This is a genomic window from Kitasatospora sp. NPDC041917, from assembly GCF_055589745.1.
Genome location: NZ_JBVJBI010000049.1, coordinates 3,210 through 24,415 on the forward strand (window position 1 = coordinate 3,210; position 21,206 = coordinate 24,415).

At 74.1% G+C, this 21,206-nt stretch carries 23 protein-coding genes and 1 pseudogene; 13 read left to right on the forward strand and 11 right to left on the reverse strand.

Going from position 1 to position 21,206, the window contains the following annotated elements:
• The 5 genes and pseudogenes from ACZ6EM_RS35170 to ACZ6EM_RS35190 all read left to right on the forward strand — a co-directional run.
• Positions 1-535, forward strand: a pseudogene (locus tag ACZ6EM_RS35170) (hypothetical protein); the annotation flags it as partial.
• A gap of 198 nt (positions 536-733) precedes the next feature.
• Complete coding sequence (locus tag ACZ6EM_RS35175) at positions 734-1,609, forward strand: alpha/beta fold hydrolase (RefSeq protein ID WP_452178009.1); 876 nt, start codon at positions 734-736, stop codon at positions 1,607-1,609.
• A gap of 409 nt (positions 1,610-2,018) precedes the next feature.
• Positions 2,019-2,177, forward strand: a complete 159-nt coding sequence (locus ACZ6EM_RS35180) for a hypothetical protein (RefSeq protein ID WP_359903649.1) — start codon at positions 2,019-2,021, stop codon at positions 2,175-2,177.
• 307 nt (positions 2,178-2,484) lie between these two features.
• Positions 2,485-3,123, forward strand: coding sequence for a DUF6758 family protein (locus ACZ6EM_RS35185; RefSeq protein ID WP_401049598.1), 639 nt, complete (start codon positions 2,485-2,487; stop codon positions 3,121-3,123).
• Between the two features lie 49 nt (positions 3,124-3,172).
• Positions 3,173-4,033 (forward strand): PHP domain-containing protein, encoded by an 861-nt coding sequence (locus ACZ6EM_RS35190; RefSeq protein ID WP_465774193.1) that lies wholly within the window; start codon positions 3,173-3,175, stop codon positions 4,031-4,033.
• A 108-nt stretch (positions 4,034-4,141) separates the two neighbouring features.
• Here the strand turns inward: ACZ6EM_RS35190 and ACZ6EM_RS35195 are convergent, their stop codons facing one another.
• A complete protein-coding gene (locus ACZ6EM_RS35195; protein WP_359903526.1) occupies positions 4,142-4,783 on the reverse strand; it encodes a suppressor of fused domain protein in 642 nt (213 codons plus the stop codon).
• Positions 4,784-5,236: 453 nt separating this feature from the next.
• Between ACZ6EM_RS35195 and corA the strand changes: the two genes are divergently transcribed.
• Positions 5,237-6,358, forward strand: a complete 1,122-nt coding sequence (gene corA / locus ACZ6EM_RS35200) for a magnesium/cobalt transporter CorA (protein ID WP_401049602.1) — start codon at positions 5,237-5,239, stop codon at positions 6,356-6,358.
• A 27-nt stretch (positions 6,359-6,385) separates the two neighbouring features.
• Here the strand turns inward: corA and ACZ6EM_RS35205 are convergent, their stop codons facing one another.
• On the reverse strand, positions 6,386-7,333 hold the full coding sequence (locus tag ACZ6EM_RS35205; RefSeq protein WP_465774194.1) for a DMT family transporter: 948 nt from the start codon (positions 7,331-7,333) through the stop codon (positions 6,386-6,388).
• Positions 7,334-7,478: 145 nt separating this feature from the next.
• Here ACZ6EM_RS35205 and ACZ6EM_RS35210 point away from each other — a divergent pair, with 145 nt between their 5' ends.
• The 4 genes from ACZ6EM_RS35210 to ACZ6EM_RS35225 all read left to right on the forward strand — a co-directional run bounded on the left by ACZ6EM_RS35210 (position 7,479) and on the right by ACZ6EM_RS35225 (position 11,287).
• On the forward strand, positions 7,479-8,018 hold the full coding sequence (locus tag ACZ6EM_RS35210) for a hypothetical protein (protein WP_401045007.1): 540 nt from the start codon (positions 7,479-7,481) through the stop codon (positions 8,016-8,018).
• A gap of 128 nt (positions 8,019-8,146) precedes the next feature.
• A complete protein-coding gene (locus tag ACZ6EM_RS35215) occupies positions 8,147-9,445 on the forward strand; it encodes a magnesium transporter MgtE N-terminal domain-containing protein (RefSeq protein ID WP_359903533.1) in 1,299 nt (432 codons plus the stop codon).
• A gap of 76 nt (positions 9,446-9,521) precedes the next feature.
• Positions 9,522-10,070, forward strand: coding sequence for a DUF1003 domain-containing protein (locus ACZ6EM_RS35220; protein ID WP_380350196.1), 549 nt, complete (start codon positions 9,522-9,524; stop codon positions 10,068-10,070).
• Between the two features lie 56 nt (positions 10,071-10,126).
• On the forward strand, positions 10,127-11,287 hold the full coding sequence (locus ACZ6EM_RS35225; protein ID WP_359903536.1) for an Mrp/NBP35 family ATP-binding protein: 1,161 nt from the start codon (positions 10,127-10,129) through the stop codon (positions 11,285-11,287).
• A 72-nt stretch (positions 11,288-11,359) separates the two neighbouring features.
• Here the strand turns inward: ACZ6EM_RS35225 and ACZ6EM_RS35230 are convergent, their stop codons facing one another.
• The 4 genes from ACZ6EM_RS35230 to sigE all read right to left on the reverse strand — a co-directional run bounded on the left by ACZ6EM_RS35230 (position 11,360) and on the right by sigE (position 14,594).
• Entirely contained in the window at positions 11,360-12,028 is a 669-nt protein-coding gene (locus ACZ6EM_RS35230) for a hypothetical protein (RefSeq protein ID WP_359903538.1), read from the reverse strand.
• Positions 12,029-12,272: 244 nt separating this feature from the next.
• Entirely contained in the window at positions 12,273-12,707 is a 435-nt protein-coding gene (locus ACZ6EM_RS35235; protein ID WP_359903540.1) for a sec-independent translocase, read from the reverse strand.
• A gap of 148 nt (positions 12,708-12,855) precedes the next feature.
• On the reverse strand, positions 12,856-13,740 hold the full coding sequence (locus ACZ6EM_RS35240) for a zf-HC2 domain-containing protein (RefSeq protein WP_401044996.1): 885 nt from the start codon (positions 13,738-13,740) through the stop codon (positions 12,856-12,858).
• 122 nt (positions 13,741-13,862) lie between these two features.
• Complete coding sequence (gene sigE / locus ACZ6EM_RS35245) at positions 13,863-14,594, reverse strand: RNA polymerase sigma factor SigE (RefSeq protein ID WP_387694254.1); 732 nt, start codon at positions 14,592-14,594, stop codon at positions 13,863-13,865.
• Between the two features lie 258 nt (positions 14,595-14,852).
• Here sigE and ACZ6EM_RS35250 point away from each other — a divergent pair, with 258 nt between their 5' ends.
• Entirely contained in the window at positions 14,853-15,515 is a 663-nt protein-coding gene (locus ACZ6EM_RS35250) for an O-methyltransferase (protein ID WP_380540056.1), read from the forward strand.
• A gap of 133 nt (positions 15,516-15,648) precedes the next feature.
• Here the strand turns inward: ACZ6EM_RS35250 and ACZ6EM_RS35255 are convergent, their stop codons facing one another.
• The gene (locus tag ACZ6EM_RS35255; RefSeq protein WP_014137929.1) at positions 15,649-15,816 is read right to left on the reverse strand and encodes a DUF3117 domain-containing protein; all 168 of its coding nucleotides are present in this window, start codon (positions 15,814-15,816) and stop codon (positions 15,649-15,651) included.
• A gap of 297 nt (positions 15,817-16,113) precedes the next feature.
• Between ACZ6EM_RS35255 and ACZ6EM_RS35260 the strand changes: the two genes are divergently transcribed.
• Positions 16,114-16,914, forward strand: coding sequence for an enoyl-CoA hydratase-related protein (locus ACZ6EM_RS35260; RefSeq protein WP_401044998.1), 801 nt, complete (start codon positions 16,114-16,116; stop codon positions 16,912-16,914).
• Between the two features lie 39 nt (positions 16,915-16,953).
• Here the strand turns inward: ACZ6EM_RS35260 and ACZ6EM_RS35265 are convergent, their stop codons facing one another.
• Together ACZ6EM_RS35265 and ACZ6EM_RS35270 are read right to left on the reverse strand one after the other, a co-directional pair.
• Positions 16,954-17,547 (reverse strand): DNA-3-methyladenine glycosylase I, encoded by a 594-nt coding sequence (locus ACZ6EM_RS35265; RefSeq protein WP_359903548.1) that lies wholly within the window; start codon positions 17,545-17,547, stop codon positions 16,954-16,956.
• A 10-nt stretch (positions 17,548-17,557) separates the two neighbouring features.
• Entirely contained in the window at positions 17,558-17,998 is a 441-nt protein-coding gene (locus ACZ6EM_RS35270) for a DivIVA domain-containing protein (RefSeq protein ID WP_401045001.1), read from the reverse strand.
• Between the two features lie 181 nt (positions 17,999-18,179).
• Between ACZ6EM_RS35270 and folP the strand changes: the two genes are divergently transcribed.
• Positions 18,180-18,992: a dihydropteroate synthase gene (gene folP, locus ACZ6EM_RS35275; RefSeq protein WP_380540053.1), complete on the forward strand. Its 813-nt coding sequence runs from the start codon at positions 18,180-18,182 to the stop codon at positions 18,990-18,992.
• 65 nt (positions 18,993-19,057) lie between these two features.
• Here the strand turns inward: folP and ACZ6EM_RS35280 are convergent, their stop codons facing one another.
• Both ACZ6EM_RS35280 and dapE read right to left on the reverse strand, forming a co-directional pair.
• On the reverse strand, positions 19,058-19,867 hold the full coding sequence (locus ACZ6EM_RS35280; protein ID WP_359903553.1) for an LOG family protein: 810 nt from the start codon (positions 19,865-19,867) through the stop codon (positions 19,058-19,060).
• A gap of 111 nt (positions 19,868-19,978) precedes the next feature.
• Positions 19,979-21,055: a succinyl-diaminopimelate desuccinylase gene (dapE, locus tag ACZ6EM_RS35285; protein ID WP_380539910.1), complete on the reverse strand. Its 1,077-nt coding sequence runs from the start codon at positions 21,053-21,055 to the stop codon at positions 19,979-19,981.
• Positions 21,056-21,206: the final 151 nt, after the last annotated feature.

A 21,206-nucleotide genomic window follows, 5' to 3' on the forward strand; every position in this document is an offset into this window, starting at 1 on the left:
GGTCACCGAGGCCCCGGCCCCGGCGAAGAAGGCCACCCGCACCCGGACCCGCAAGCCGAAGGCGGAGACCACCGAGACGGCTCCGGCCGCCGAGGCCGTCGTCGCCGAGGCCACCGCGGTCGTCGAGGCCGCTGCCGAGGCGGTCACCGAGGCCCCGGCCCCGGCGAAGAAGGCCACCCGCACCCGGACCCGCAAGCCGAAGGCGGAGACCACCGAGACGGCTCCGGCCGCCGAGGCCGACGTGGCCGAGGCCGTCGTCGCCGAGGCCCCCGCTCCGGTGAAGAAGGCGACCCGGGCCCGCAAGCCGAAGGCGGAGGCCGTCGAGACGGCTCCGGCTGCCGAGGCCGACGCCACCGAGGCCCCGGCCCCGGCCAAGAAGGCCACCCGGGCCCGCAAGCCGAAGGCTGTCGCCGAGACCGCCCCGGAGGCCCCGGCCGCCGAGGCCGCCGAGGCCGCCTCCGAGGTCCCGGCCCCGCGCAAGCGCACCCGCGCCCGCAAGGTCGCCGCGCCGGTGGAGGCCACCCCGGAGAGCTGACACCCCGTGTCTCCCCCCGAGGGGGCGGGCCAGGCCACCCGGCCGGGCCCGCCCCCTCGGGCGTTCCACGCCGCGGTCCCGTCCCGCCGATCGTTCCCGGGGCCCCGACCCGCCTCCGCCTCAGGTCACTAGGCTCGGGGCGCCGGGAGTCCCCGGCGGACCGGCGGGTCGCCGGCAGGACAGCAGGGAGAGCAGCCCATGAGCACGCCGCCGTTTCTGACGCTGCCCCGGTGCGCGCGGGCCGAGCGGGTGGTGACCGGGCGTGGGGAGTTCGCGGCGCTGCGGGCGGAGCCGGCCGGGCCGGTGCGCGGCTCGGCGCTGCTGGTGCCGGGGTTCACCGGCAGCAAGGAGGACTTCATCGCGCTGCTGGAGCCGCTGGCGGCGGCCGGGTACCGGGTGACGGCCGTGGACCAGCGCGGGCAGTACGAGACCGGCGGCCCGGACGACCCGGCGGCGTACGGCGTCGGGGCGCTCGGCGCGGACGTACGGGCGCTGACCGGGGCGCTGACCGCCGACGGCACCCCCTTGCACCTGCTGGGGCACTCCTTCGGCGGCCAGGTGGTGCGCGAGGCGGTACTCGCCGCGGCCGCCGAGGGCCCGCTGCCCTGGCGGTCGCTGACCCTGGTGTCCACCGGCCCGGGCGCGATCGATCCGGCCGAGGCGGCCCGCACCGAGCTGCTGCTGGACGCCCTGCGGGGCATGGACCTGGAGCAGATCTGGCAGGTCATGCGGCAGTTGGAGGCGGAGAGCGGGCAGCCGCGGCCGAACCTGGAACCGGCCGTCGCGGAGTTCCTGCACCGGCGCTGGCTGGCCAACGTGCCGCGGGCGCTGTCCGTCACCGGCGGCCATCTGGTGGCCGCACCGGACCGGGTGGCGGAGCTGGCCGCCGCCACCGCCGGACTGCCGCTGCTGGTGCTGTCGGGCGTGCGGGACCACGCCTGGCCGGTCCCGGAGCAGACCGCGATGGCCGAGCGGCTGGGTGCCCGCCGGGTGGTGGTCGCGGACGCCGGCCACTCCCCCAACGCCGAGCGGCCGGCCGCCACGGCCGAGGCGCTGGCCGCTTTCTGGGGCTGACGCGGCCGGCGCCGACGCCCGCCGGACCGGTCCGGTTCCCCCGGTTCACCGAAAGTGGTCTGTACCACTTCTGCAACTTCGACCGGCTTCACCACAGGACAAAATTCGTTAGTTACGGTAATCTTTGATTCTGTCCGGGAATCATCGCCGGCCTCCGCTCGGCGCCAATCTCCCGAAACCTGGACTTCACGGACGGGCAACGGCCCGGTAGCACCGCCACGTCACCGTGGTTCACGAGGCACTGGACGCACCAGGCAAGCAAGGGGGGCCCTTGCCGCAGCAGACCGCCGCACCCGCGACTACGACCCGCCCGGTCCGGTCTCACCGCCGGATCCGCAGGACCCCGAAAGGGCTGATACCGACTCAGCCGCGACCGCCCCGCCCCGCGGGGTCAGGAAAGGAGACGCCCATGACGAAGACCATGCGCTTCGAGATCGTCCGGCTCGACGACACCAACGGCTCCGCCGCCGACCGCCTCATCGCCGACGCCGCCACCGTGCGCGAGGTCGTCGACGCCGCCGCCCGCACCGGCGAGCGCCTGCTCATCCGCCCGTGCCCGACCGTCTGACCCGGCGCGGCGCCTCCGACCCGGAGCCCACACCCGCCGCCGACGACCCGGGAGCGTCCGATCCGGACGTTCCGATACCCGACTGACGCCCCGTCACCGCATTCGCCGATGACGGGGCGTCAGTGCGTTCGGGGTCGGAGCCGGAACGTTTGCCGCCGCCCGGGACGGGACATCCCCCAACGGGAACCGCCCGCGCCGCGCCCACCCGGTGCCGGTCCGGGCGTCCGCCACCGACAGGTGCCGCCGAGCCCTCCGTACGGGTGATCGTCCTTGACGCGGCGGTCCGGAGGGAGGAGCGTTGACGGCTATGAGGGGCGAGCCAAGCTGCCCGAGGTGCGCCGGTCGGGTCCGCGCCCCCGGTCTGTTCTCAGACACCTGGCAGTGCGACCGGCACGGAGCCGTGCACCCGATGCAGCCCGTGCTGCCCCCGAGTGTGGAGGCCCTCGGCGTCGCCGTCGCCCGCTCCCAGGTCCCGGTCTGGCTGCCCTGGCCGCTCCCGGTCGGCTGGCTCTACACCGGCATCGCCCACGTCGGTGACGACGTTTCGGGAGCCCGGGCCACCGCCGTCGCCTGCTCCGGACCGGCCCCGCTCGGCGGCTTCGGCGAGCTGGTGCTGATCGCCGAGGAGCTGGGCGTCGGCCTCGGTGCCCGCTACGCGGGCCTGCCCGGGCCGGACCCGGGCGACTCCGTCGGCCTCTACAAGCCCGCCGACGCCAAGCTGATGGCCGCCGGGCGGCCCACTCCGATGTTCCACGTCCCGGACGCCCCGGCCGACCGCGCGGTGTTCGCCGGCGAGGGCCGCGGGCTCTGGCTCTGGGCGGTCGCCTGGCCCGAGCAGTCCGCGCTGGTGATGTACGACGAACTGGTGCTGACCGACCTTCGCGAGGCGGGCGCCGAACTGGACCTGCTGCCCTGCGGGGCGCTCTCCCCCCGGCTGCTCGGCTGACCGCTGGCCTATCCTGGGCGGCACCCACGAGCCCCCAGGAGCCCGACCCGTGCGCATCGACCTGCACGCCCACAGCAACGCCTCCGACGGCACCGACAGCCCGGCCGAGCTGGTCGCCGCGGCCGTCGCCGCGGACCTCGACGTGGTGGCGCTGACCGACCACGACACCGTGGCCGGCCACGCCGAGGCCGCCGGGGCGGTGCGCGAGCTGCCCGCCGGCAACCGGCTGACCGTCGTCCCGGGCGCCGAGCTGTCCTGTGCCGTGGACGGCATCAGCATGCACCTGCTGGCGTACCTGTTCGACCCCGAGGAGCCGGAGTTCGCGCGCGAGCGGGACCTGGTGCGCACCGACCGGTTCCGGCGCGGTCGGGCGATCGTGGAGCGCTGCCGGGAGCTCGGCGCGGACATCAGCTGGGAGCAGGTGCGGCGGATCGCCGGGGCCGGCTCGGTCGGGCGGCCGCACATCGCCAGCGCGCTGGTCGAGGCGAGCGTGGTGGCCACCGTCTCGGACGCCTTCACCGCCGACTGGCTGGCCAACGGCGGGCGGGCGGACGTGCGCAAGCACGAGACCGACCCGGTCGCGGCGGTCCGGCTGGTCCGGGCGGCCGGCGGGGTGCCGGTGTTCGCCCACCCTGGCGCGGTCAAGCGCGGCCGGACGGTCTCCGACCAGGTGATCGCCGACCTCGCGGCGGCCGGGCTGGCCGGGCTGGAGGTCGACCACACCGACCACGACGAGGACACCAGGGTCCGGCTGCGCGGCCTGGCCGGCGAGCTCGGCCTGCTGGTCACCGGCTCCAGCGACTACCACGGCACCCGCAAGACCGTCCGGCTCGGCGAACACACCACCGACCCCGAGGTGTACGGGGCACTGCTGGCGCAGGCCACCGGCGCCAAGCCGATCGAGCGCTGAGCGGACGCGAGGACGGACGCGGGGACGGACGCGAACGCGGGGGCCGGGGACTCATGATCCCTTGCCCCGGGGTTCGACGCCGCCGCACCCCGTCCGATCACATCGCGGTCAGTCCAGCCGGACGCCGCGGCGGTTCGGGTCGCGCAGGTCGGCGCCCTGGTCGAGCCAGCGCTCCTGCAGCGCGGCCGCGCCGTGCACCCGCTTCCAGCCCGCCTCGTTGGGCGTCATCGGCAGCAGCGGCAGGAAGCGGACCGGATCGGCCGGCTCGGCCAGTTCCAGGTCCTCGACCAGGCCGCCCGGTTCGGCCGCGAGCACCGAGGTGAAGGGCGCGCCGTCCCAGAGCGGGGAGCCGAGGTCCAGCGAGCCGCCCGGGGCCACCACCAGGCCCTCGACCTGCGGGGTGGCGGCGAAGGTGGCCAGGGTGCGCAGCACGCTGTCGCGCCCGCCCCGGACGGTCAGCACCAGTTCGGCGCGCGGGCCGCGCACCTGGTCGGCGACCGGCGCGGTCGGGTCGGCCATCGGCGCGGCGGACATGCCGAGCGTGGCGTACCGCACGAGGTCCTCGGTGTCCGGGCCGAAGCGCAGCACCTCGATCCGGTCGGCACCGAGGAAGGTGACCGCGGCGCGGCCGCCCGGCTCGCCGAAGGTGGAGATCAGCCGGGCCTCGACGGCGGCCAGCACCGCCTCCCGGGAGAGCTCCGGGGAGGTGCCGCCGTGGGGGTCGCCGAAGAGCGGGAAGTCGTGCGCCATGCCGGTGAGCGTAACCCCCGGGGGTTCGCGGGCCGCGTGCGGGCGGGTGCGCGGGCGCTCGCGGCGGGGCCGCACAAGGATCCTGTAAAGCCTTCGGAAACCTCCGGGAAACCCCACGGCTTCGACGCCCGGTCAGATGTTAGGGTGAGCGACTGGCCACCGGGATCGTTTCGTCCCGGGGCGGCGGCGCGAAGGAGGTGGTTGCGGTGGATACCGGCCGACCATGCAGTACCGGCAGCTCTACCCGGCCCCGACTCCCCCGTACCCCGCGCCCCGCAGGCCCAACCGGCTGAATCAGCCGCGGTAGCCCCGGGCACAGGCCCCACGGCGGACGGACCGGCCGGGAGAGCACTTTCATCCCCCGTTTCACCGGTGTTCTCCGCCGTCGTACCGCGGCCGAACGTTTTTCCTTCCGCGCCGCCGCGCGACGGTTCCTGCCTCTGGGAGCCTGCCATGTCGATGATCAACAGCCTGCGCGCCGCCGTCCGCACCAACCGCCGCCGCGGTGCGTCCGGCGTCTACGACGTCCTGCCCGAGGACGCCGGTTCGGCGGTCGTGGACTGCGCGGTCTACCAGCACGGCAAGCGCAGGGGCGAGACGTGCAGCCCCCGCGAGGCCGCCCGGCGGGTCAAGGCCGCCCACCAACTCCCCGAGGGCGAGGGATCGTTCAGCTGGATCGGGCTGCACGAGCCGACCGAGGCCGAGTTCGAGGGGATCGCCCAGCGCTTCGGCCTGCACCCGCTCGCGGTCGAGGACGCGGTGCACGCGCACCAGCGCCCCAAGGTCGAGCGCTACGACAGCGTGCTGTTCGCCGTCTTCAAGACCATCCGCTACGTGGAGCACGACCAGCTCACGCCCACCAGCGAGGTGGTGGAGACCGGCGAGCTGATGGTCTTCGCCGGCCGGGACTTCGTCATCACCGTCCGGCACGGCGGCCACGGCTCGCTGCAGGAGCTGCGCCACCGGCTGGAGGCCGACGCGGACGAGACCGGGCTGCTCTCCAAGGGCCCGGCGGCGGTGCTGCACGCGATCGCCGACCACGTGGTGGACAACTACCTGCTGGTCGCCGAGCGGCTCCAGAACGACGTGGACGAGATCGAGTACGGCGTCTTCTCGGCCAAGGGCGGGCGCAGCGCCGATGTCGGCCGGGTCTACCAACTCAAGCGCGAGGTACTGGAGTTCAAGCGTGCCGTGGTGCCGCTGCTGCGCCCGATGCAGCAGCTGTCCGAGCCGCTCCAGCGGCTGGTCGACCCGGACATCCAGAAGTACTTCCGGGACGTCGCCGACCACCTGGCCCGGGTCGCCGAGCAGGTGCACGGCTTCGACGAGCTGCTGAACTCGCTGCTGCAGGCGAACCTGGCGCAGGTCTCGGTGGCGCAGAACGAGGACATGCGCAAGATCACCGCCTGGGCGGCGATCTTCGCGGTGCCCACCATGATCACCGGCGTGTACGGCATGAACTTCGATTACATGCCCGAGCTGCACCACGAGTACGGCTACCCGATGGTGCTCGGCGCGATCGTGCTGATCTGCGTCGGGATGTACCGGGGCTTCCGCCGCAACGGCTGGCTCTGACCGCCGCGGCCGGCTCCGGGCCGACGGTCAGCGCCGCCCACCGCGGGCGACCAGGACCAGGCCGAGCAGGATCAGCACCACCGCCGGGTAGGCGGCCGCCGGGGGCCACTGGCCCAGCCAGAGGGCGGCGATCAGCGCCGCACCCGGGGTCTCCAGCAGGATCGCGGTGGAGGTGATCGACGGCCCGAGGTTGCGCACCACGCGGTTGCTCAGCGAGTGGCCGAGCAACTGGGCGGCGACCATCAGCAGCACGATCTGCCACCACACCCCGGCCGGCCATCCGGCCAGCGGCGTTCCGGCCACCAGGCAGATCCCCAGCAGCACGACCGCCGTGGTGGCGTAGCAGACCAGGGTGTAGGCGGTGGTGCTGACGGTCCTGCGGACCTCGGCGCCCAGCAGCATGTACCCGGCCGCGGCCAGGCCCGCGCCGAGCGCGAGGGCGTCGCCGAGCAGTGCGCGCGGGGAGAGCGAGAGGTCCACGCCGGTCAGCACCAGCACGCCGGCGAAGGCGACGATCGTGCCGGTCCAGACCGCTCGCGGCGCCCGGACGCCCATCAGCCGCATCAGCAGGATGGTCCACAGCGGGGTGGTGGTGACCAGGGCGGTGGCCGAGGCCACCGAGGTCATCCGCAGGCTGGGCATCCAGAGCGCGAAGTGCACACCGAGCAGCACTCCCGCGGCCACCGCGAGCAGCAGTGCCCGCCGGCCGATCCCGCGCAGTTCGGCGCGGTGGCGCAGCAGCGCGTACGGGCCGAGGACGCCGACCGACATGACGTTGCGCCAGAAGGCGATCGCCAGCGCGGGCGCGGCGGTGGCGCTGATCAGCGGACCGGACAGCGAGATGCCGCCGATCGAGACGGCGAGCAGCAGCAGGTCGAGGGTGGGGAGCGGGTGCGCCGGCCCCGGGCCGGCGGTCGCGGTCGCGGGGGCGGTCGGGGCGGCGGAGGGGGCGGTCGCGGGCCGGGCGGCGGACACGGCGCTCCTTGCTGGTCGCGGGGGTGGGGCGGTCATACGGTAAGGCCCGTGGCGGCGCAATGGAACTGTCGCCCGGAGGCTGAGACGTCCGACCGGCTCCGGACCGCTCCGCCGGAGGGCCCCCGGTGGCCGTACGCTGTCCGCCATGGACCGTACGCCCGCCGCCGCGACCGCCGACGACTTCCTCGACCAGGCCCTGCTGGAGGAGGCCGCGAAGAAGTCCGGCCTGCTCTGGGTGCGCGCGGACGGGCAGGAGCACGCCCGGCCGCTGTGGCACGCCTGGCACGACGGCGCCGTCGTGGTGGTCGGCGGGGGCGGCGAGCAGCCGCTGCACGGCCTGGAGCCCGGCGCCGGGGCCGTGGTCACCGTCCGCAGCAAGGACAAGGGCGGCCGACTGACCGGCTGGAACGCCCGGGTGGTCGAACCGGCCCCGAACAGCGAGGCCTGGCTGGGCGCCGTCGAGGAGCTCAAGGGCAAGCGGCTGAACGCGCCCGACACCGACGCCATCACCACCCGCTGGGCCCGCGAGTGCCGGGTGCTGCGGCTGGAGCCGACCGGCCCGCTCACCGAGCACCCCGGGGCGATGCCGGACGGCTCGCACGCCGCGCAGCCGCTGCCCACCCCGGCCACCACTCGCCGCCCGATCCCGGCCGGCCTGCCCAAACTGCTGTTCAAGCGCCGTTAAAGGTTCACGCCCGGGACTCGTCCGGCGGCTACCGTGCCTCCCGGCCGGGCCCGGAACACGCGGGTAGCCTTGGCCGCGGACGCGCCCCCGGCGCATCCGGTACGGCATCGAGCGAGTCGAGGGAGTCCATGGCAGGGCCAGGCACCCGGGTCTTCATCTCCCATCTGTCCGCCATCGCGGTCTTCGACCCGAACGGCGACCAGGTCGGGCGGGTCCGGGACGTGGTCGTGTCGCTGCGGCTCGGCGGCCGCCCGCCGCGCGTGCTCGGCCTGGTGGTCGAGGTGGTCGGCCGGCGCCGGATCTTCCTGCCGATGACCCGGGTGACCAGCCTGGAGTCCGGCCAGGTGCTCACCACCGGCGTGATCAACATGCGCCGCTTCGAGCAGCGCCCGTCCGAGACCCTGGTGCTCGCCGAACTGCTGGACCGCACCGTCACCTGGTCCAAGACCGGTGAGCAGGTCACCGTGCTGGACGTCGGAATGGTGCAGAGCCGGCTGCGCGAGTGGGAGATCAGCAAGGTCTTCGTCCAGCTCGGCCGGGCCGGCCGGCTGCGCAAGGGCAAGGGCGAACGGCTCACCCTGGACTGGCAGGACGTCACCGGCTTCTCGCTGACCGAACAGGACCAGGGCGCGGCCAACCTGCTCGCCACCTTCGAGCAGCTGCGCCCCGCCGACCTCGCCAGCGTGCTGCACCACCTGTCCGCCAAGCGCCGGGCCGAGGTCGCCGCCGCCCTCGACGACGAGCGGCTGGCCGACGTCCTGGAGGAGCTGCCCGAGGACGACCAGGTCGAGATCATCGGCAAGCTCCAGGAGGAGCGCGCCGCCGACGTCCTGGAGGCGATGGACCCGGACGACGCCGCCGACCTGCTCTCCGAGCTGCCCGGCGACGAGGCCGAGCGGCTGCTCCAGCTGATGGAGCCGGACGAGGCCGCGCCGGTGCGCCGCCTGCTGACGTACGAGGAGGACACCGCCGGCGGTCTGATGACCACCGAGCCGGTCGTGCTGGAGCCGGACGCGACCGTCGCCGAGGCGCTGGCCCGGGTCCGGGTCAGCGACCACAAGCCCGCGCTGGCCGCGCAGGTCTTCGTCTGCCGCCCGCCGAACGAGACCCCGACCGGCCGCTACCTGGGCACCGTGCACTTCCAGCGGCTGCTGCGCGAACCCCCGTACGTCCTGGTCGGCTCGCTGGTGGACGACGACCTGGACCCGCTGCCGCCGGACACCCCGCTGTCGCTGATCACCAGCTACCTGGCGACCTACAACCTGGTCGCCGCACCGGTCGTGGACGACGCGGACCACCTGCTCGGCGCGGTGACCGTCGACGACGTGCTCGACCACCTGCTGCCGGACGACTGGCGCGACGCCGCGCTGCACGCCCACGACGAGGACCGCGACGACGAGAGCGAAGGGGTGACCGGTGGACGGTGACCGCAGCGGACGGCCGGACGACTCCGCGCGCCGACGCCTCCAGGGAGAACTGCGCCAGCTGCGTCAGCTGCGCGAGCTGCGCACCCGCGAGGGCGGCCGGGACCGGCGCTCGGACACCGCGCCGATCACCGGCACCGGCCGCGCCCGGCTCGACCAGCCGCGCACCGCGCGGCCCGGCCTGCTCTCGCTGCCGTCCTACGACCCGGAGGCCTTCGGCGTCCTGTCCGAGCGGATCGCCCGCTTCCTCGGCACCGGTCGGTTCATCGTCTGGATGACGGTGGTGGTCGTCGTCTGGATAGCGTGGAACACCCTGCTGCCGGCGAACGTGCGCTTCGACGAGTACCCGTTCATCTTCCTGACCCTGGCGCTGTCCCTGCAGGCCTCGTACGCGGCCCCGCTGATCCTGCTGGCGCAGAACCGCCAGGACAACCGGGACCGGGTCAACATGGAGCAGGACCGGGCCCGCAGCGACCGCAACATCGCCGACACCGAGTACCTGACCCGCGAGGTCGCGGCCCTGCGGCACGGGCTCGGCGAGGTGGCCACGCGGGACTTCATCCGGTCCGAACTCCAGTCCCTGCTCAAGGAGATCGACGAGCGCCGGGAGTCCTCCGACGCCCTGTGACCCTCGGCACGCTACCGGCGAGTCAAGGGAATCCGTCGGCGCCGTACCATCAAGGCATGGCCAACGAGACAGAGGTCGCGGCCGGCGTCACGGAGGAGTCCGTACGCCAGGCGCTGGCGACCGTCAACGACCCGGAGATCAACCGCCCGATCACCGAGATCGGCATGGTGAAATCGGTCGGGATCGCCGAGGGCGGCGCGGTGCGCGTCGCGGTCTACCTGACGGTCTCCGGCTGCCCGATGCGCGACACCATCGTCACCCGGGTGCGCGAGGCGGTCGGGAAGGTCCCCGGCGTGACCGGCGTCGAGGTCGAGCTCGACGTGATGAGCGACGAGCAGCGCAAGGAGCTGTCCCAGCTGCTGCGCGGCGGCGCCCCCGAGCGGGAGATCCCGTTCGCCAAGCCGGGCACGCTGACCAGGGTCTACGCCGTCGCCTCCGGCAAGGGCGGCGTCGGCAAGTCCTCGGTGACCGTCAACCTGGCGGCCGCGATGGCCGCCGACGGTCTGAAGGTCGCCGTGGTGGACGCCGACATCTACGGCCACAGCGTGCCGCGCATGCTGGGCGTCGAGGGCCGGCCGACCCAGGTCCAGGACATGATCATGCCGCCGCAGGCGAACGGCGTGAAGGTCATCTCGATCGGCATGTTCACCCCGGGCAACGCCCCGGTGGTCTGGCGCGGCCCGATGCTGCACCGCGCGCTCCAGCAGTTCCTCGCCGACGTGTACTGGGGCGACCTGGACGTGCTGCTGCTGGACCTGCCGCCCGGCACCGGCGACATCGCGATCTCGGTGGCCCAGCTGGTCCCCAACGCGGAGATCCTGATCGTCACCACCCCGCAGATGGCCGCCGCCGAGGTGGCCGAGCGGGCCGGCACCATCGCGGTGCAGACCCACCAGAAGATCGTCGGCGTGATCGAGAACATGTCCGGCATGCCGTGCCCGCACTGCGACGAGATGATCGACGTCTTCGGGACCGGCGGCGGCCGGACCGTCGCGGACGCGCTCACCCGCACCGTCGGCGCGACCGTCCCGGTGCTCGGCTCGATCCCGATCGACGTGCGGCTGCGCGAGGGCGGCGACGACGGCCGCCCGGTCGTGCTCGCCGCACCCGACTCCCCGGCCGGCGCCGCCCTGCGCGCCGTGGCCGGCAAGCTCGGCGGCCGCCAGCGCGGGCTGTCCGGCATGTCGCTGGGCCTGACGCCCAGGAACAAGTTCTGAGACCGTGACCGACGAAGGGCCGGGTGGCCGGACCACCCGGCCCTTCGTCGTACCGTCGCGCGCCCCGGGGCGCTACGGCCGGGTGTAGGCGGCCAGCTCCGGAACGGTGGAGAAGCCGATGCCGTAGGCGCTGACGCCGCGGCCGTAGGCGCCGAGCAGGACGCCGGGGGCCTCGCCGGCCAGCACCCAGCCGTACTCGGACTCGCGGTAGCGGAAGGGCTGCGGCAGCCCGTTGACGGGCAGGCTGAGGGTGGACCAGCCGGGGCCCGCCAGGTCGTCGGCGAGGTCCCAGGCGAGGCTGCTCTGCTGGTCCAGCCAGTCCTGGCGCAGCGCCCGGTCCAGCTGCCCGGGCCAGGTCCCGGCGAGCAGGCCGGAGCCGGCCAGCCAGGCCGCGGAGGAGGCGGAGGTCGCCTCCAGGGTGCCGGTGTTGTCGGCACTGCGGCGGCTGTCCCGGCGCGCCACCGTGACCACGACGGCGAACTTCCGCACGTCGCGCGGCTCGTACCGCTGGGCCGGCTCCTCGCCGTGGCCGAGCGAGCCGTAGTCGACGCTGCCCGCGGTGCGGGGGCCGGCGCCGGCCTGCACCAGGAAGCGACGGCCGGTCCAGCCCTCGTCCAGCCCGTACCAGGGGAAGTCTGCGGACAGGTAGGGCACCAGCGGGTCCACCGGGCCGGCCTGTCCGCCGACCACCGGGCCGCCGGCCGTGGCCGTCGCCCCTCCCGCCTGACTCGTCGCGTCCATCCCCGGGCCTCCTCAAACACACGTTTGCCTGCCGTGGCGCGCTCCCATGGTGGCGCACCGCGGCGCTCCCCGGGGCCGTTCCTGGTACGCGACGGGGCGCGTTGTGACGGACGGCTCAGCGGGAGCAATCAGCACAATAGCGGCGCACACGCCACCGCCCCGCTCAGCCGGTGGCCGGGCGGGGCGGGGGCGCGGAGCCGGAGGCGCCGTACGCGGTGCGGATCGACCGCCGTACGCGGCGTGATCAGGTGGCGTCGGGGTCGAACGGGGGGCGCTCGCCGGGCGCCAGCGGGGCGCCGGTGGAGGCGGCGGCCGGCTCGGACTTCTCGAAGCTGACGCTGCCGCTGCGGCCGTTGACCGGCGCCGCGGGCTTGTCGTCCAGGACCGAGCGGATGTCCAGCGAGTCCTTCATCTCCTTGAGGCCCAGCGGGTCGTCCTGGCCGCCCATGAGCTGCTTGCGGACGAAGGTCTTGGGGTTCAGGTCCTCGAACTCGAAGTCCTGGAACTCGGGGCCCAGCTCGCTGCGGATGTCCTCCTTCGCGTTGTCGGCGAAGGAACGGATCTTCCGGATGAAGCCCATGGTGTCCTGGATCAATTTCGGCAGTTTGTCCGGGCCGAAGATGATGATCGCCATCACGGCAAGCGTCAGGAGCTCCAGCCCACCCACGTCGCTGAACACCTTTGCTCCCTAGCTCGTCGGACGACGGTTCCTACAGGGTAATGGCCACCGGCGAGTCCCTGGTCCACGCTGGGATGAAGCCGTGGTAAAGACCTGCCGGTGGCCGAGGCCGTCCGGACCGGAACACCGGTGTCCGTCGAGGGCCGCTCTAGCGAGTCTGCTGGCGCAGGGCGGCGGGGCCCCCGGGGTAGCGCTCCGGGTAGCCCGGCGGGGTCGCCTCGCGGGTCGCGGCGACCGGGCGGCCCGGGAAGTCCACCGGGACCTGCGCGTTCATCGGGACGAGCCCGCCGCCCCGGCCGGTGCCGGCACCGGGCGGGCTGACGGTGGTGCCGTGGCGCTCCTCGCCCTGGGTGCTGAGCCCGCCGACGCCGCCGAGCGTCACCGCGGCGACGGAGAAGGCGCCCGCGGCCGCGAACACCAGTCGGCGTCCGCGCGCGGGAGGGCGCACGACGGCCGTGGAGGGCTGCGGACGGGCCGGGGCGGCGGTGGGCTCGGGACGGGCCGCGCGCCGGCCCATGAGCGGCCGCAGCACCGCGCCGCGCCCGAAGGCGCGCGGGTCCACCCCGGGCAGCGGGGCGTCGGCGCCGAGCGCGCCCGCGCCGAAGGAGGCCCCGGCACCGCGGCCGAAGGAGCCGCCGTCGAGCCGGCTGCCGCCGAGCGTGCCGGTGGCCGCGACCCCGCCACCGGGCAGGTCGTCGTCGTCATCGCGGCGGCCGCGTCCGGTCGGCCGGTCGCGGTCCGCCGGGGCGTCCTCGGGGAGGTTTCCGACGGCCATCAGGCGGGCCATCAGCGCGGAGGACGGGCCGGGGGTGCCGGTGCGGGTCAGCATGTGCTTGACGGCGCGGCCCTCGTCGGCCTCGGCGAGGCACTGGGGGCAGGTCGCCAGGTGGGCCTGGACGCGGTCGCGCGAGTCGTGGCCGAGTTCGCCGTCCAGGAAGGCGGAGAGGCGCTCGCCCAGGTGGTGCTCCTCGGCGGCGGGCGCGGTGGGGCGGACGGGAAGCGCGTGCAGCGCCGTGTCCGCGGGCAGTGCCACCGCGGGCAGCACGGGCTCACCGGGGTCGTCGCCTCCGCGACGGCCCGGCAGGGCCCAGCCCCGTCGGGTCAGGGACCGGTCGGACGCATCCGAACGATCCGAACCGGACCGGCTGGTTCCGCTCACGATCGCCTCCGTCCGCGCCCACCGGGCGCGACCGCGGCCTCGACCACGCCGACGCCGACCGGCACCGGCTCCTCCGAGCCGCCGCGGCGCTCACGGCCGGGGGCCGAGCCGGGGGCGCGGTGCTTGAGCGCGGCGCGCAGGTGCGAGCGGCCGCGGTGGATGCGGCTGCGGACGGTGCCGAGCTTGACGCCCAGCGTGGCGGCGATCTCCTCGTAGGACAGGCCCTCGATGTCGCAGAGCACCACGGCGGCCCGGAACTCCGGCGCGAGGGTGTCCAGCGCCTGCTGGACGTCGGCGTCGAAGTGGGTGTCGCTGAAGTGCTGGGCCGGGCTGGGCTCGCGGGAGGCGAGCCGCTCGGCCGCGTCCTCGCCGAGCGCGTCGAAGCGGATGCGCTGGCGGCGGCGGACCATGTCCAGGAAGAGGTTGGTGGTGATCCGGTGCAGCCAGCCCTCGAACGTGCCGGGGGTGTAGGTCGACAGCGAACGGAACACCCGGACGAAGACCTCCTGGGTGAGGTCCTCGGCGTCGTGCTGGTTGCCCGTCAGACGATAGGCGAGCCGGTAGACGCGGGCGCTGTGCGCCTCGACGATCTCCTCCCAGGTGGGCGGAGTCCAGGTCTGCGCGTCGGGACCTTCGGTGAAGGTCGCGAGGGCGGGGGCCTCGGTGGCACCGGCGGTCGGCGTAGCGGCCGCGGGCTGGTCCAGGTCGGAGTGCGCAGGCTGGTTCATCACGGGCTTCGGCGTACGGGCCGACGCGGTGCCGCGGGAGTGCCGCCGCACAGGGACGTCGCCCTCGGCCACACCTCCTCGGTCGGCTCTTCTGCCCAGCAGGGCCACCACCATATCCACCTCACCCGTCAAGCCCGGATAAAAGTGCCCGGGAGGCCTTCCGCACCCGGTCCGTCCTGACAACGGCCCGCCGCCGTACGCGGTTCCCGGTCGGCCAGTAATCTGTGCCAGGAAATATCGACATCCCTCGGCACCGGGCTGCCGCCCGGCGCTCCGAAAGAGGCAGCCATCAGCGAATTCGGGCCCGCACGTGCGGCTCTCGCCGACACCTACGTGAGCGAGGACGCGGTGCTGACCTACGCCCGGGCCCAGTCCGCGCGGACCGGGATAAAGGCGATCGGGCCGAGCGGCGGGGCGTGCCTGCGGCTGCTGGCCGCCGCGCTGGACGCCAAGGCGGTCGCCGAGATCGGCACCGGCACCGGGGTATCAGGGGTCTACCTGCTGCGCGGGATGCGGCCGGACGGCGTGCTCACCACGGTGGACTCCGAACCGGTGCGCCAGCAGCTGGCGCGCGAGGCGTACCAGGCGGCCGGGTTCGCGGCCAACCGCTCCCGGTTCATACCGGGCCGGGCCCTGGAGGTGCTGCCCCGGCTCGCCGACGGCCAGTACGACCTGGTGTTCTGCGACGGCGACCCGGTCGAGTCCTGCGAGTACCTGCTGGAGGCGCTGCGGCTGCTGCGGCCGGGCGGGATGGTCTGCTTCGAGGGGGTCTTCCAGGAGGGAAGGCTGGCCGAGCCGGAGCTCCAGGACCCGCAGACCGGCGCCGTCCGGGACCTGGTCCGGGACGTGCGGGAGAGCGAGGCCCTGCTGCCGGCACTGCTGCCGGTGTCGGACGGGCTGCTCTGCGCCATCAAGCGCTGAGCCCGGCGCCATCAAGCGCTGAGCCCGGCGCCCCGCGGGGACCGGGCCCGGAAAACGTGCGGACCCGGGCCGACATGACGTCGTACCCGGGCCCGGCAGCACATCTCCAGGAGATGGCGAGCACCTGCTGCGGTCAGCCGCAGGCCTTCTTCAGGGCCTCGCCGAGGGCGTCGGCCTCGTCAGGCGTGAGCTCCACCACAAGGCGTCCGCCGCCTTCGAGCGGAACGCGCATGATGATGCCCCGCCCCTCTTTGGTGACTTCGAGCGGGCCGTCACCCGTCCGCGGCTTCATGGCCGCCATGCTCGTTCCCCTTCCTGCAACCGCTCAGCTACGCACCGGCAGTCCGTCCACCGCCGGTATCGAACGCATTGATCGGAAGCCATTATCCCGCATGCCACGGGCTGATGACCAACATCACTCTCGGTGCAACCACGGCCGGACCGCCCCCAACCGCCGCAAACCGCGTCATAAGCCCCGGCGTGGCGGCGGCACGGACAGCACCGGAAGGTGCGATACCTCACACTCCCCAGGCCCCCGTGTGCTCCGGCATCCTGACACACACGACCGACACCGCCACGACCCCGGGAGCCCTCACCCATGTCCGATTCCGTGCTGTACGAGCTGGACGGCGGCCTGGCCGTCCTCACCATCAACCGCCCGGAGGCGATGAACGCGCTCGACGTCGCCACCAAGATCGCGCTGCGCGACGCCGTGACCGCCGCGGCCGCGGACCCGGCGGTGCGGGCCGTCCTGCTGACCGGGGCGGGCGAGCGGGCCTTCTGCGTCGGCCAGGACCTGAACGAGCACCTGACCCTGCTGAAGCGGGCCGAGGAGACCGGCGAGGGCGCGCTGCGGACCGTCGCCGAGCACTACAACCCGCTGGTGCGGGCGCTGGCCGGGATGCGCAAGCCGACCGTCGCCGCGGTCGGCGGGGTGGCGGCCGGCGCCGGCGCCTCGCTCGCCTTCGCCTGCGACTTCCGCTTCCTGTCCGACCGGGCCGGCTTCAACACCGCCTTCGCCGGGATCGGGCTGACCGCCGACTCGGGCGCCTCCTGGACGCTGCCCCGGCTGGTCGGGCACGCCAGGGCCACCGAGCTGCTGATGCTCCCCCGGACGGTCAAGGCCGCCGAGGCGATGGAGCTGGGCCTGGCCACCAAGGTGGTGCCGGCCGAGGAACTCGCCGCCACCGCCCGGGCCTTCGCCCGCGAGCTGGCCGAGGGCCCGACCGTCGCCTACGGCGCCATCAAGGAGTCGCTGGCGTACGGCGCCTCCCACTCGCTGGACGAACTCCTCGACAAGGAGGACGAGTTGCAGACGCTGGCGGGCGAGAGCGAGGACCACCGGATCGCGGTGCGCGCGTTCATCGCCAAGGAGAAGCCGACGTACCTGGGCCGCTGAGGCGCGCGGGGGCCGACCACCGGGTCCCCGCGCCGGCGGTCAGCCCTTGGCGCCGGTGCGGACGTGGCAGTCCGCCAGGTGGTCGTCGACCAGCCCGCAGGCCTGCATCAGGGCGTAGGCGGTGGTCGGGCCGACGAAGCGGAAGCCCTCCTTCTTCAGCGCCTTCGCCAGCGCCGTCGACTCCGGCGTGACGGCCGGCACCTCGCTCAGCGTGCGGGGGGCCGGCCGGTCCGGCTCGGCGGCGAACCGCCAGATCAGCGCGTCCAGGCCGCCCTCCAGATCGCGGGCGACCCGCGCGTTGGCGATCGCCGCCTCGATCTTGGCCCGGTTGCGGATGATGCCGGCGTCGGCGAGCAGGCGCTCCTTGTCCGCCTCGCCGAACTCGGCGACCTCGGCGATCTCGAAGCCCGCGAACGCGGCCCGGAAGCCCTCGCGGCGGCGCAGGATGGTCAGCCAGGACAGGCCCGACTGGAAGGCCTCCAGGCAGACCCGCTCGAACAGCGCGTCGTCGCCGTGCACCGGACGGCCCCACTCGGTGTCGTGATAGACCCGGTAGTCGTCGGTGGAATCGCCCCAGGCGCAGCGGCGCAGCCCGTCCGCACCGAGCACCGCGCCCTCGACCTCACCACTCATGCGCACCCGTTCACTTGTCGGCCCCCGGCTTCGCGTCCTCGGGGGTCTGCTCCCCGGCCGGCTGCTTGGCGAGCACCACGGCCGGCTCGACCACCTGGGCGAACTGCTCCAGGCCGGGCAGCGGCTCGGCCGCCGGGTCGGGGGCGGTGGTCGCCTCGACCGCGCCGCGCAGGTGGGCGGCGGCCTCCAGCTCGGCGATCCGCGTGTCGCGGTAGGCGAGTTCGGCGCCGAGGCGGTCCAGGACGTCGTCCACCTCGTCCATCCGGTAGCCGCGCAGCGCCATCGGCAGGCGCAGCTCGTCCACGTCCGCCTTGCCCAGCGGGCGGTCCTGCGGCAGTCGCGCGGAGATGCGGTCCGGTACCGCCTCCGGCATCGACCCACCCCCACCCAGCGCCACCAGGGCGGCACCACCGACCACCACGGCCATGGCGACCACGATCACCCAGAACACGAGCTGTCCTCCCGAACTCCCGGCCGGTCCGCTATGTGGTGGCAGGTAACCACACTGATCATGACAGCATGGTCCCTTAGTGAGGCCGGGGGCCATCATCGCACCCGCAGGAGCTGTGGAGGAGACATCGGTGGCACTGCGCCTGGGACCGCGGGAATTCGGTGACGACGAGCTGGTGATCATGGCGATCGTCAACCGGACGCCGGACTCGTTCTTCGACAAGGGCGCGACCTTCGCCGACCGGGCCGCCTTCGCCGCCGCGGACCGGGCGATGGCCGAGGGCGCGGCGATCCTGGACATCGGCGGGGTGAAGGCCGGGCCGGGCGACGAGGTCACGGTCGAGGAGGAACTGCGGCGCACCGTGCCCTTCGTGGCCGAGCTGCGCAAGCGCCACCCCGAGGCGGTCATCAGTGTGGACACCTGGCGGCACGAGGTCGGCGAGGCGGTCTGCGAGGTGGGCGCGGACCTGCTGAACGACGCCTGGGGCGGGGTGGACCCGAAGCTCGCCGAGGTGGCCGCCCGGTACGACGCCGGGCTGGTCTGCACCCACGCCGGCGGCGCCGAACCCCGCACCCGGCCGCACCGGGTCGGGTACGAGGACGTGATGGCGGACATCCTGCGGGTGACCGTGGGACTGGCCGAGCGCGCGGTGGAGCTCGGCGTGCGGCGGGACGCGGTGGTCATCGACCCGGGGCACGACTTCGGCAAGAACACCCGGCACTCGCTGGAGGCCACCCGGCGGCTGCCGGAGATGACCGCGACCGGCTTCCCGGTGCTGGTCTCGCTCTCCAACAAGGACTTCGTCGGCGAGACCCTGGACAAGCCGGTGAACGAGCGGCTGCTCGGCACCCTGGCCACCACCGCGGTCTCGGCCTGGCTGGGCGCGCGGATCTACCGGGTGCACCAGGTCGCGGAGACCCGCCAGGTGCTGGACATGGTCGCCTCGATCCGGGGCACCCGCGCCCCGGCGGTCGCCCGCCGGGGGCTGGCCTAGACCCCGCCCGGGCCGGGGCCCGCCCGCTGGTCCGGCCGACGGGGCGGGGCGGCCGGGCGTTGGGGCTAGATCTCGCCGGCGGGCCGGCGGGCGTCGGCGAGGATCTTCATGACCTCGTCGATCTCGTCGGTGATGTGGAACAGCTCCAGGTCGTGCGGGGCCGCCTTGCCCTGCGCGACCAGGGTGTTCTTCAGCCACTCGTAGAGGCCGCCCCAGTAGGCGCTGCCGTAGAGGATCACCGGGAAGCGGGTGACCTTCTTCGTCTGCACCAGGGTGAGCGCCTCGAACAGCTCGTCCAGCGTGCCGAGGCCGCCGGGCAGGACCACGAAGCCCTGGGCGTACTTCACGAACATCGTCTTGCGGACGAAGAAGTAGCGGAAGTTCAGACCGAGGTCGACGAACTCGTTGAGGCCCTGCTCGAAGGGCAGCTCGATGCCGAGCCCGACACTGAGGCCGCCGGCCTCGGAGGCGCCGCGGTTGGCGGCCTCCATCGCGCCCGGGCCGCCGCCGGTGATCACCGCGTAGCCGGCCTCGACGAGGGCCCGGCCGATCTCCACGCCCGCCTGGTACTCGGGCGAGTCGACCGGGGTCCGGGCGGAGCCGAAGACGCTGATCGCGGGCGGGAGTTCGGCGAGGGCGCCGAAGCCCTCGACGAACTCGGAGGTGATCCGCAGGACCCGCCACGGGTCGGTGTGCAGCCAGTCGGTGGGGCCGGTGGTGTCCAGCAGGCGCTGGTCCGTGGTGCTCGTGCCGACCTGGTCCCGGCGCACCAGCACCGGGCCCTTCTGCTTCTCGGGCCAGGCCTTCTTCTTCCGCGGCACCCCGACCTGCTCGGGACCGTGACCGTAGTGCTTCTCGTCTCCTGTGCCTGTCATGACGAAACCCTACGCCGATCTTCCCCCGTTTTCAGGCAACGGGGGAAGGTCGGTTGAGCAACCGGAAGGTGGCGTTCGGCCGCTGATCGTACGAGCTGAGCCGCGCGCGGCTCAGCTGGTCAGCCAGGCGCGCAGCCGCTCCTCGACCTCGGCGATGGCGCTCAGCGAGCAGTGCTCCTCGCGCTTGTGCGCCAGGTTCGGGTCCCCGGGGCCGTAGTTGACGGCCGGGACGCCGAGCGCGCTGAAGCGGGCGACGTCGGTCCAGCCGAACTTGGCCCGGGCCTGGCCGCCGGTGGCCGCCAGGAAGGCCTGGGCGGCCGGCTGGGCGAGTCCGGGCAGGGCGCCCGCGGCGAAGTCGGTGACGGTCAGCTCGAAGCCGTCGAAGACCTCGCGCACGTGCTTCTCCGCGTCGGCCTCGCTGCGGTCCGGCGCGTAGCGGAAGTTGACCGTGACGACGCACTCGTCCGGGATCACGTTGCCGGCCACGCCGCCGTCGATCCGGACCGCGTTCAGGCCCTCGCGGTACTCCAGGCCGTCGATCTCCACCCGGCGCGGCCGGTAGTCCGCGAGCCGGGTGAGCACCTCGGCGGCGTGGTGGATGGCGTTGTCGCCGAGCCAGCTGCGGGCCGCGTGGGCGCGCACGCCGGTGAGCCGCACCTGCGCCCGCAGGGTGCCCTGGCAGCCGCCCTCGACCATGCCGCCGCTGGGCTCCATCAGCACCGCGAAGTCGCCGGCCAGCCACTGCGGGTGGTCCTTGGCGAGGTGGCCCAGGCCGTTGCGGTGGGCCTCCACCTCCTCGCAGTCGTAGAAGACGAAGGTGAGGTCGCGGTTGGGCTCGGCGAGCGTGGCGGCCAGGCGCAGTTGGACGGCCACGCCGGACTTCATGTCCGAGGTGCCGCAGCCGTAGAGCAGGTCGCCCTCGACGTACGAGGGGAGGTTGTCGGCGATCGGCACGGTGTCCAGGTGGCCGGCCAGGACGACGCGCTCGGCCCGGCCCAGGTTCGTCCGGGCGACCACGTTGTTGCCGTGGCGGTCCACGGTGAGGTGCGGGTAGCCGCGCAGCGCGGCCTCCACGGCGTCGGCGAGCGCCTGCTCGTCGCCGCTCACCGAGGGGAAGTCGACGAGGCGGGCGGTCAGCGCGCCGCCGTCGAGAGTGAGGTCCAGGGGCGTCGGGTTCGGGCTGCTCATGGGCGCCAGCCTAGTCCGCGGCCCGGTGCGGGCCGGTGCGGCCGCCCGGTGACACGGACCGGCCCCCGCCGCCCCGGGGGCGGCGCCCGGACGGCGAGTGGGCGGGCAACGGCAACCGGGAGGCGCCGCACATCCGTCCGAGTGGGTACGG

Coding starts and splice junctions, on each gene's coding strand:
- ACZ6EM_RS35265 (WP_359903548.1), bottom strand. CDS start 17,547: ATGAGTGGTGAGGTCGAGGGCGCGGTGCTCGGTGCGGACGGGCTGCGC.
- ACZ6EM_RS35210 (WP_401045007.1), top strand. CDS start 7,479: ATGGACCGTACGCCCGCCGCCGCGACCGCCGACGACTTCCTCGACCAG.
- ACZ6EM_RS35260 (WP_401044998.1), top strand. CDS start 16,114: ATGTCCGATTCCGTGCTGTACGAGCTGGACGGCGGCCTGGCCGTCCTC.
- ACZ6EM_RS35180 (WP_359903649.1), top strand. CDS start 2,019: ATGACGAAGACCATGCGCTTCGAGATCGTCCGGCTCGACGACACCAAC.
- ACZ6EM_RS35280 (WP_359903553.1), bottom strand. CDS start 19,867: ATGACAGGCACAGGAGACGAGAAGCACTACGGTCACGGTCCCGAGCAG.
- ACZ6EM_RS35255 (WP_014137929.1), bottom strand. CDS start 15,816: ATGGCGGCCATGAAGCCGCGGACGGGTGACGGCCCGCTCGAAGTCACC.
- folP (WP_380540053.1), top strand. CDS start 18,180: ATGGCGATCGTCAACCGGACGCCGGACTCGTTCTTCGACAAGGGCGCG.
- ACZ6EM_RS35175 (WP_452178009.1), top strand. CDS start 734: ATGAGCACGCCGCCGTTTCTGACGCTGCCCCGGTGCGCGCGGGCCGAG.
- dapE (WP_380539910.1), bottom strand. CDS start 21,055: ATGAGCAGCCCGAACCCGACGCCCCTGGACCTCACTCTCGACGGCGGC.
- ACZ6EM_RS35225 (WP_359903536.1), top strand. CDS start 10,127: ATGGCCAACGAGACAGAGGTCGCGGCCGGCGTCACGGAGGAGTCCGTA.
- ACZ6EM_RS35195 (WP_359903526.1), bottom strand. CDS start 4,783: ATGGCGCACGACTTCCCGCTCTTCGGCGACCCCCACGGCGGCACCTCC.
- corA (WP_401049602.1), top strand. CDS start 5,237: ATGTCGATGATCAACAGCCTGCGCGCCGCCGTCCGCACCAACCGCCGC.
- ACZ6EM_RS35215 (WP_359903533.1), top strand. CDS start 8,147: ATGGCAGGGCCAGGCACCCGGGTCTTCATCTCCCATCTGTCCGCCATC.
- ACZ6EM_RS35230 (WP_359903538.1), bottom strand. CDS start 12,028: ATGGACGCGACGAGTCAGGCGGGAGGGGCGACGGCCACGGCCGGCGGC.
- ACZ6EM_RS35185 (WP_401049598.1), top strand. CDS start 2,485: ATGAGGGGCGAGCCAAGCTGCCCGAGGTGCGCCGGTCGGGTCCGCGCC.
- sigE (WP_387694254.1), bottom strand. CDS start 14,594: ATGAACCAGCCTGCGCACTCCGACCTGGACCAGCCCGCGGCCGCTACG.